At 71.1% G+C, this 9,239-nt stretch carries 7 protein-coding genes; 1 reads left to right on the forward strand and 6 read right to left on the reverse strand.

The window, feature by feature from the left end:
* A partial coding sequence (locus AX737_RS22455) for a response regulator (RefSeq protein WP_066925053.1) occupies window positions 1-2,689 on the forward strand: 2,689 nt, incomplete at its 5' end.
* A gap of 55 nt (window positions 2,690-2,744) precedes the next feature.
* Here the strand turns inward: AX737_RS22455 and AX737_RS22460 are convergent.
* From AX737_RS22460 to lspA, 6 genes are all read right to left on the reverse strand, one after another.
* Entirely contained in the window at window positions 2,745-3,518 is a 774-nt protein-coding gene (locus tag AX737_RS22460; RefSeq protein WP_066925042.1) for a ferredoxin--NADP reductase, read from the reverse strand.
* 150 nt (window positions 3,519-3,668) lie between these two features.
* The gene (locus tag AX737_RS22465) at window positions 3,669-4,595 is read right to left on the reverse strand and encodes a ring-cleaving dioxygenase (protein WP_066925044.1); all 927 of its coding nucleotides are present in this window, start codon (window positions 4,593-4,595) and stop codon (window positions 3,669-3,671) included.
* Between the two features lie 176 nt (window positions 4,596-4,771).
* Complete coding sequence (locus AX737_RS22470) at window positions 4,772-6,055, reverse strand: pitrilysin family protein (RefSeq protein ID WP_066925046.1); 1,284 nt, start codon at window positions 6,053-6,055, stop codon at window positions 4,772-4,774.
* Window positions 6,056-6,126: 71 nt separating this feature from the next.
* Window positions 6,127-7,524, reverse strand: coding sequence for a pitrilysin family protein (locus tag AX737_RS22475; RefSeq protein WP_066925049.1), 1,398 nt, complete (start codon window positions 7,522-7,524; stop codon window positions 6,127-6,129).
* A gap of 156 nt (window positions 7,525-7,680) precedes the next feature.
* On the reverse strand, window positions 7,681-8,337 hold the full coding sequence (locus AX737_RS22480) for a hypothetical protein (RefSeq protein ID WP_066925055.1): 657 nt from the start codon (window positions 8,335-8,337) through the stop codon (window positions 7,681-7,683).
* A gap of 186 nt (window positions 8,338-8,523) precedes the next feature.
* The gene (gene lspA, locus AX737_RS22485; protein ID WP_066925051.1) at window positions 8,524-9,027 is read right to left on the reverse strand and encodes a signal peptidase II; all 504 of its coding nucleotides are present in this window, start codon (window positions 9,025-9,027) and stop codon (window positions 8,524-8,526) included.
* Between the last annotated feature and the right edge of the window lie 212 nt (window positions 9,028-9,239).

A 9,239-nucleotide genomic window follows, 5' to 3' on the forward strand; every position in this document is an offset into this window, starting at 1 on the left:
CGTCGGCAGCGATGAGCATATGGGCCCCTACAACCGGGCGCTCGCGGAGATCGAGACGGGCCTCGCCCGGCTCGGGCGAACGGCGCAGGAGCCGCTGCGGGCCGGCGCGCCCGCGCTCGCCGAGCTGATCGCGCGCAAGCGCGACTTTGCCGCCCGCGTGATCGCGGTCCGTCGTGAGCAGGGCTTCGAGCCCGCCACCGCCCTGGTGCGCACCGGCGACGGCATCGCCCTGATGGAGGCGATCCGCGCCGAGGTGACGGGAATCGAGGCGGCGACCGAGCGTCGTCTGGCCGACCTCAGGGACACGGAATCGCGCCGCTCGCTGCTGCTCTCGCTGGTCTCGGGCGTCTGCGCGCTCGCGGCGATCGCGTTGCTCGCGCGCCTCGCGCTGGTACGCCGACGGGAATCGCTGCGCATGTCCGCGCTGCTCGACGGGGTGCTGGCCAACGCGCCCGTCGGGCTCGGCTTCCTCGACCGCGACCTGAAGATCCGACACATGAACCGGGCGCTGGCGCAGATGAGCGAGCGCGGCTTCGGCGCCGACCTCGGCGCGCCGATCTGGGCGATGCTGCCGACCCTGCGCGAGGCGCTCGCCCCGAAGCTCGCGGCCGCGCTGGAGGAAGGCCTCGTCACGCCCGACGTGCCGGTCGCCGTGCCGACGCCGAGCGCGCCGGGCGGCGTGCGCCGCTTCTCGATGAGCTTCTATCCGCTCCGCGGCAGCGGCGGCGAGGGCTCGCACGTCGAGGGCGTCGGCCTCGTCGTGGTGGACGAGACGGTCCGCCACCTCGCCGAGGCACGCCTTCGGCGCAGCGAGGAGCGCTTCCGCTCGCTCATCGAGGCGAGCGCCGCCATCGTCTGGACGGCCGCGCCCTCGGGCGGTCTCCATCCGCGCCAGGCCGGCTGGACCCGGTTCACCGGGCAGGACGACGCGGCCTATGCGGGCCTCGGCTTCCTCGACGTGGTCCATCCGGAGGACCGCGAGCACACGCGCGCGGCCTGGACGCGGGCCGTCACGACGCAGACGCCCTACGAGGTGGAGCACCGGATCCGCCGCCGCGACGGCACCTACAGGGCGATGAGCGTGCGGGCGATGCCGCTCCTGGAACTCGACGGCACGATCCGCGAATGGGTCGGCACCCATACGGACGTCACCGAGGCCAAGGCCGCCGAGGCCGCGATCCTCGCCGCCCGCGAGGCCGCCGAGGAGGCCAATCGCGCCAAGAGCCAGTTCCTGGCCAACATGAGCCACGAGCTGAGGACGCCGCTCTCGGCGGTGATCGGCTATTCGGAGATGCTGCAGGAGGAGTTGGAGGATCTCGGCGAGCCCGATCTCATCGCCGACATGCGCAAGATCGAGGCCAACGCGCGCCACCTGCTCGGCCTGATCAACGACGTGCTCGACATCTCGAAGATCGAGGCCGACCGGGTCGAGATCTACGCCGAGACCTTCGACGTCGCGCAGGTGGTGCAGGAGGTGGCGTCCACCGTTGAGGGCTTGGTCGAGAAGCGGGGCAACACCCTCGCGCTCGAGCTCGGGTCCGACCTCGGCAGCGCCCACACCGACGTGACGAAGCTCCGGCAGTGCCTGATCAACCTGCTCAGCAACGCCGCCAAGTTCACCGAGAACGGCCGTATCAGCCTGCGGGCGACGCGCGCGGGACCCGACCTGCGCTTCGCCATCGCGGACGACGGCATCGGGATGAGCGCCGAGCAGGTCGGCCGCCTGTTCCAGCGGTTCACGCAGGCCGACGCCTCGACGACGCGGCGCTTCGGCGGGACCGGGCTCGGCCTCTCGATCACCAAGGCCTTCGCGGAGATGCTGGGCGGTGCGATCACGGTGGCGAGCGAGGAGGGCCGGGGTACCACCTTCACCCTGAGCATCCCTGCGACCTTCCACGCCCAGGACGAGGTGAGTGCGGAGGTGCCCCCCCCCGACGGAGGCGACGGGCGCACGATCCTGGTGATCGACGACGACGCGGCCACGCGCGACCTCCTCGCCCGCTTCCTGGAGCGCGAGGGCTTTCGCGTCGCGACCGCCGAGGATGGGCGGCAGGGTCTCGATCGTGCGCGCGCGTTGCGGCCGCGCGCGATCCTGCTCGACGTGACCATGCCGCGCCTCGACGGCTGGGCGGTGCTGCGGGCCCTGCGGGCCGACCCGGAACTCGGCGCGACGCCGATCGTGATGGTGACGGTCCTCGACGAGCAGAACCTCGCCTTCTCGCTCGGCGCGACGGACTACCTGCAGAAGCCGATCGAGTGGGCGAGCCTGAAGGCCGTGACCGACCGCTTCCGGCCGACGACGACCGAGGGGCCGATCCTCGTCGTGGACGACGACGCGGACGCGCGCGGCAGGGTCGTGGCGGCCCTGGAGCGCGAGGGCCTGCCGGTGCGCGAGGCGGCGCATGGCGGCCTCGCATTGGAGGCGGCCGGGCGCGAGCGGCCGGGCCTCGTCCTGCTCGACCTGATGATGCCGGAGATGGACGGCTTCGCCTTCCTGCGCGCCTTCCGGGCCCGGCCCGATTGGGCTGAGGTGCCGGTCGTGGTGCTGACGGCCAAGGATGTGACGGGCGAGGACCGGCGGCGGCTCGCGGGCCAGGCCGACCGGGTGATCAGCAAGGGCAGCCTCAGCCTCGCCGATCTGGCGCGCGCGGTGCGGGATCTGGTGCCCGAACCAGCGGAGGCGGGCTGAGGACGCCCGCCTCGTGAACCCCGTCCCTCTCGCAGGGCGCGGGGTTCCGACGGGCCTACTTCTCGACGAAGGCCTTCTCGATCACGTAGTGGCCGGCTTCGCCGTGATTGCCCTCCTCCTGCCCGCGGCCGGAGAGCAGTTCGCGGGTGTCGCGGATCATCTCGGGGCTTCCGCAGAGCATGAAGCGGTCGTCCTCGTTGGAGAGCGGCGGGAGCCCGATATCCGCGAACAGCTTGCCCGAGGTGATCAGGTCGGTGATCCGGCCGCGATTGCGGAAGGGCTCGCGCGTCACGGTGGGGTAGTAGATCAGCTGGTCGGCGATCATCTCGCCCAGGAATTCGTGCTTCGGCAACGTCTCGGTGATGGTCTCGCCGTAGGCCAGCTCCTGCACCTGCCGGCAACCGTGGACGAGCACCACCTTCTCGAAGCGGTCGTAGGTCTCCGGGTCCTTGATGATCGACAGGAAGGGCGCGAGCCCGGTGCCGGTGCCGAGCAGGTAGAGATGCTTGCCCGGCAGCAGGTTGTCGAGCACCAGCGTGCCGGTGGGCTTCTTACCGACGATGATCGGGTCGCCGACCTTGAGGTGCTGCAGCTTGCTGGTGAGCGGGCCGTTCGCGACCTTGATCGAGAAGAACTCCAGCTCCTCCTCGTAGTTGGCCGAGACCACCGAGTAGGCGCGCAGCAGCGGCTTGCCCTCGACCTCGATGCCGATCATCGTGAACTCGCCGTTGCGGAAGCGGAAGCCCGGATCGCGCGTGGTGCGGAACGAGAACAGCGTGTCGGTCCAGTGGTGCACCGACACCACCCGCTCCTCGAAGAACTTGCTCATGGACGGATCTGTCCCCGAATCTTTCTCGAAACCCTTTGTGGCGGGCTATCTCGCACCTGCGGCAGCCGCGTCAAGGCATAGCTGGCACGCGGGCGCCCACGGGCCCAGCCACTTGGAATCACTCTTAAAACCGGGCTGGTGCGTGCGCCCTCAAAGCGGCTTCAGTCCCGCCTCGATCTCGGCACGCCGCGGCTCCAGAAAGGGTGGCAGGGCGAGCCGCTCGCCCAAGCGATCGAGCGGCTCGTCGGCCGTGAAGCCCGGGCCGTCGGTGGCGATCTCGAACAGGATGCCGTTCGGCTCGCGGAAGTAGAGGCTGCGGAAGTAGTAACGGTCCACAGGCCCGCTCGTGGGCATCCGGCGCTGCCGCAGCCTGTCGGCCCAGGCTGCGTAGTCCGCGTCGGGGATGCGGAAGGCCACGTGGTGGACGGCGCCCGCGCCCTGCCGGGCCGGCGCCGCGGGATCGTGCAGAAGCTGGATCTCGGCGGCCGGGCCGCCCGCCCCCATCCGGAACACCCGCACCGGCCCCTCGGGCAGCTCGAAGCTGCGGTCGTGCGTCATGCCGAGGATCTCGGTGAGCACCGCCTCGGTGCGCTCCGGCGCCGGAACCGAGAGGCGGATCGGCCCGAGCCCGCGGATCTGGTGCTCGGTCGGCACGGGGCTCTCCGCCCAGGGATGGCCGGGATCGGTCTCGTCCGCCACCAGCGCGAGGCGCTGGCCCTCCGGGTCATCGAAATCGAGGGTGAGGCGGCCGTCCCGCTCGAGGGGGGCCGCATGGTCGACGCCCTGGCGCCCGAGATGCGCGCGCCACCAGTCGATGGATGCGGCGGGCACCCGCAGATGCGTGCGGCTGATGCTGTTGCTGCCGCGGCGCTCCGGGGCTGCCGGCCAGTCGAAGAAGGTGATGTCGGTGCCGGGCGAGGCCAGCCCGTCCGCGTAGAACAGGTGGTAGGCCGAGACGTCGTCCTGGTTCACCGTCTTCTTCACCAGGCGCAGGCCGAGCACCCGCGTGTAGAAGGCGAAATTGTCGGCCGCCCGCGCGGTGATCGCGGTGAGATGATGGATGCCGGTGAGCTGCATGGGATCGGCTCTCGAAGAGTTCGGTCGCGGTACCTATCCCTTGTGAGCCCGTTGGGATCCCGGAGGATGGAAACCCTTGGGCGGGGCCTCGGGGCAGAGCCCCGAGCTCGGCTTCGCCGAACCACGAGGGCTCCGCCCTAGACCCGCCAAAGGTCGTGGACCTTTGGGATCCAGGATCAGAAGCCCGTGGGGCGGCCTGCGGCGACGACCAGCATCTTGCCGTCCGCGAAGGTCCTGGCGGCGGCGCGGCGGATGTCGGCCTGGGTCACGCCCGACACCATGTCGTTGCGGCGCGCGAAGTAGTCCATGCCCAGGCCCTCGAAGGCGATCTGCACGAGCTGGTGCGCGATCTTGGTCGAGGTGTCGAAGCCCAGCGCGTAGGAGCCGGTGAGGTAGTCCTTCGCCTTCTGCAATTCCTCATCGGACGGACCGTTTGCAACGAGCCGGTCGATCTCCTCGGAGATCACCGCCAGTGCCTCGCCGACGCGCTCGTTCTTGGTGGCGGTGTAGCCCCAGATCATCGCGGTGGCGCGGTGGCTGACGAGCGAGGTGCCGACCGAGTAGGCCAGCCCGCGCTTCTCGCGCACCTCTTGGAACAGGCGCGAGGTGAAGGCCCCTCCGCCCAGGATGTGGTTGAGCACGTAGGCCGGAATGAAGTCCGGGTCGCGCCAGGGCACGCCGGCGAGCCCGAAGCGGATCACCGATTGCGGCACGTCGAGATCGACGACCTCGCGCCGGCCGAGGCCCTGCACCACGGTCTTGGGCACAGCGCGGAGCTCTCCAGCCTCCGGCAGCGCGCCGAAGGCCCGGTTCAGACCTTCGGCGAGCTGGGTCGCGGTGATCGCGCCGACCGCCGCGACCTTAACGGCACCGCGCCCGATGATCAGGGCGTGCATCGCCAGCAGGTCGTCGCGGGTGATCGCCGCCACGCTCTCGAGCGTGCCCGAGGACGGCCGGCCGTAGGCGTGGCCGGCGAAGCCCTCGCGGAAGAACCGGCGCGAGGCCAGCACGCCCGGGTCGTTCTGCTGGTAGCGCAGGCCCGCGATCATCTGGGCGCGCACCCGCTCGATCGCGTCGGCGTCGAGGCGCGGCTTGGCGAGCGCGAGCGCCAGCAGGTCGATCGCCTCGTCGGCGTGCTTCGTCAGCATCTTCAGCGAGCCGCCGATCGCGTCGGGGCCGGCATGGAAGGACAGCTCGATCGCGCGCGCGGCCAGCCGCTCCTGGAAGGCGTCCGAGGTGAGGTCGCCCGCGCCCTCGTCGAGCAGGCGGGCCAGCATCTGCGCGCAGCCGGCCTTGCCCTCGGGATCCTGGGCCGCGCCGCCCTCGAAGGTGAAGGCCAACGCGATCATCGGCACGACCGGCGACTCGACGTGCCACGCCTCGACGCCCGCACCGCCAGGAACGGGCAGCGCCTTCGTCGGCGCGTTGACGGTGCGGGTGTCGGTCTCGGCCAAGTTCATTGGGAACCTCGTTGTTCTCGTTCGGCCGCCTGAGAGCCGCGGCCGCCTCGGATGCGCTGCGGTTCGCGCCGCTACTCGGCGGCGATGGCGACCGGCGCGTCGGCGTCCTTCGTCTTCGTCAGGTAGCCGGTGACCGAGCGGGCTGGCGTGAGCCAGCGCTCGGAGGCCGCCGAGAGGCGGTCCTTGGTCACGGCCTCGATGTCGGTGGGCCAGCGGCGCACCTCCTCGACGGTCTCGCCTATGGCGAGCGCCGAGCCGTAGATGCGGGCGAGCGAGGACTGGCTGTCGGAGGAGTAGACCGTCTCGGCCACGAGCCGCGTCTTGGCGCGCTCGATCGCCTCGGCGCCCAGCGCCTCGGCGGGCGCGCGGCGCAGCACGCGGTCAACCGCCTCCTCCAGCTGCTCCAGGCCGACGCCCTCGGCGGGCACCGCGTAGACGGAGAAGCGGGTGTCGTCGATCGCCGAGCCCATGTACCAGGCGCCCGCATTCACCGCGAGGCCCTGCTCCAGCACCAGCTTGCGGTAGAGGTAGGAGGTCGAGCCGCCGCCCAGCACCTCGGCCAGAAGCTCGAGGTCGTGGCAGCCGCCGTCGCGGGCGGTGATGCAGGAGGGCGTGAGGTAGAGGCGCTGCAGCGTCGGCTGCTCGACCTTCGGATCGGCCACCGCGAGGCGGCGCATCGCCCGGGGCTCGGGCTCGCGCGGGCGGCGGCGCTCAGGGCGCGCGCCCTGCGGCGCGACCTGCCCGTAGGTCGCCTCGGCCTGGCGGCGGACTTCCTCGGGCGTGACGTCCCCGGCGACCACCAAGATGGCGTTCTCGGGCGTGTAGAAGCGCTTGTAGTAGGCCAGCGCGTGCTCGCGGTTCAGCCCCTCGATCTCGTGCATCCAGCCGATGATCGGGATGCCGTAGGGGTGGTGCACGAAGAGCGAGGCGGCCATCGCCTCGGAGAGCTGCGCGGACGGATCGGTCTCGACCCGCATGCGGCGCTCCTCGAGCACCACGTCGCGCTCGGGCGCCACCACGGCGTCGTCGAGGACGAGGCCCGACATGCGGTCGGCCTCGAAGGCCATCATCGTACCGAGATGGTCGCGGGCGACGCGCTGGAAATAGGCGGTGTAGTCGTAGCTGGTGAAGGCGTTCTCCTGGCCGCCGAGGCCCGAGACCGCCTTCGAGAAGGCGCCCACGGGGTGCTTCTCGGTGCCCTTGAACATCAGGTGCTCGAGGAAGTGGGCGATGCCGGACTGGCCGATCGGATCGTCGGCCGAGCCGTTGCGGTACCAGATCATGTGGGTGACGACGGGCGCGCGGTGATCCGGCACCACGATCACGTCGAGGCCGTTGTCCAGGCTGAAGCCGGTGACGGCCGGGCCGCCCGCCTCGGAGCGCCCGTGAGGCGCCGCGTCCGCGCGGCCGGCGCTGACCGACGGCGTCTGCGGGAAGAAGGTGGGCGTCCCGTGCCTGAACAGATGCATGCCAGTGTCCCTGTGGCGCTCGGCCTCCCCGCACACCGTGACGCGCGAGTCGGGCCGACCGTGTCCGGCCTGTCCGATCCGCAAGTTCCGAACCGGTAGCCGCCTCTCATGTTGCGTTTCCGGACCCGCGTCGCAACCGGGCCACGGTGCGACGGATCATTGCCGCCGCAGCTGCTCGCGCTGGTAGACGCCCGGATCGGACTCCTCGCGCTCGCGGCTAGGGTTGTTGATCGGCTCGCTGTTGGCGCGCGTGTTGGGGCGCGGCGACTTGCGGTAGCCGGTCGGTGGCTCGGTGAGGGTGTAGCGCGAAGGCTCCGTGACCGAGGGCTCCGCCGTCTCCGACTTGTCCTTCATCAGGTCGAACGGGTTGACCCAGAAGGAGTCGCGGTTGTTGTCGCCGGGCTTGTACTCGTTGGAGCGCGGGATCTGCGCGTCGGCGCGCCGGCCGCCGCGGATCTCGTCGGGCGAGAGCGTGGCGTTGTTGTCGTCGTAGCGGCCCTGCACCTGGTTGCCGCGGGGCACGCGCCGCTCCTCGGCCTCGCGCTGGCGGGCGACGATCTCGGGATCCTTGGGCCATTGCGGGTTGGCCGCCCGCTGGCGCGGCGCGGGCAGCGCCTTGCCGTCCATCTTCGGCGGCATCACCAGCGGCGCGCGCTCGCGGTAGTCGATCGGGGCCTGCTCCTTCTCGACGAGGCCCAGCGTGCCCAGCGTGTCGCGCATCAGCGAGCCGCTCTCCTGCGCGCCCGCGCCGGTGGCGCCGAGGGAGGCCGCCAGAGCGGCCACGGTGACGAGAGTCCTGCGATACCCGGTCATGCTGCCCCACAGATTGGCCGGGCGCTCCGGACCGCGCCGGCGGTCCGGGCGGCCGCGCTTCCGGCGGCCTGATCCGACCATCTCGGCCTGATCCCGGTTTCCGGCGATCGTATGGCGCCTTGACCGGGCTGTGCCAGAGCGGTGGTACACACAACCTGCAATGTGCTGTGGGTCGTGTTGCGCCGATCACACGGGAGGGGCGGGATCGGACGATCCAGCCGGTCCGCGCTCCGGTAGCAGGCTGTCAAGGATCAGCCCGACGACGCCCGCCACGATCGCCGCGTCGGCGACGTTGAAGACGTACCAGGACCATTGTCCCGCGTGCAGGTGCACGAAATCGAACACCGCGCCGTACGCCGCCCGGTCCACGGCGTTGCCGAGCGCTCCGCCCGCGATCAGCCCGAGCGCAAGACCGAGAAGCCGCGAGCCCGCCCGGTGCATCCAGACGGCGAGGCCCGCCGCGGCCACGACCGACAAAGCCACGAGCAGCCAGCGGCCGAGCCCGCCCTCCTGCTGGAACATCCCGTAGGAGACGCCGCGATTCCAGACGACGACGAGGTCGAGATAGGGCCCGAAGCGCCAGGGCTGCGTCAGCACGAGGTCGGTGCCGAAGTAGAGCCAGAGCTTCGAGGCCTGATCGAGCGCGAAGGTGAGGACGAGGGCGAGGAGGCCGAGGCGGAACGGGGTCATGGGCCGGCCCACGCAGCGTCCCCTCCCCCCTCTGCGGGGGAGGGTGGCCCCTGCGTCAGTAGGGGTTGGTCGGGACGTAGTCCCGCAGAGAGGGGACCCCAGCTTACGATATGGGCGTGGCCTTCATGCAAAGCGGAGCCCTCGTCGGCACCGCCGCTCCCCTCTCCCCCCCTGCTTCGCAGGGTACCCTCCCCCGCAGAGGGGGGAGGGAG

Source organism: Methylobacterium sp. CCH5-D2 (genome assembly GCF_001556475.1).
GTDB classification, from domain to species: domain Bacteria; phylum Pseudomonadota; class Alphaproteobacteria; order Rhizobiales; family Beijerinckiaceae; genus Methylobacterium; species Methylobacterium hispanicum.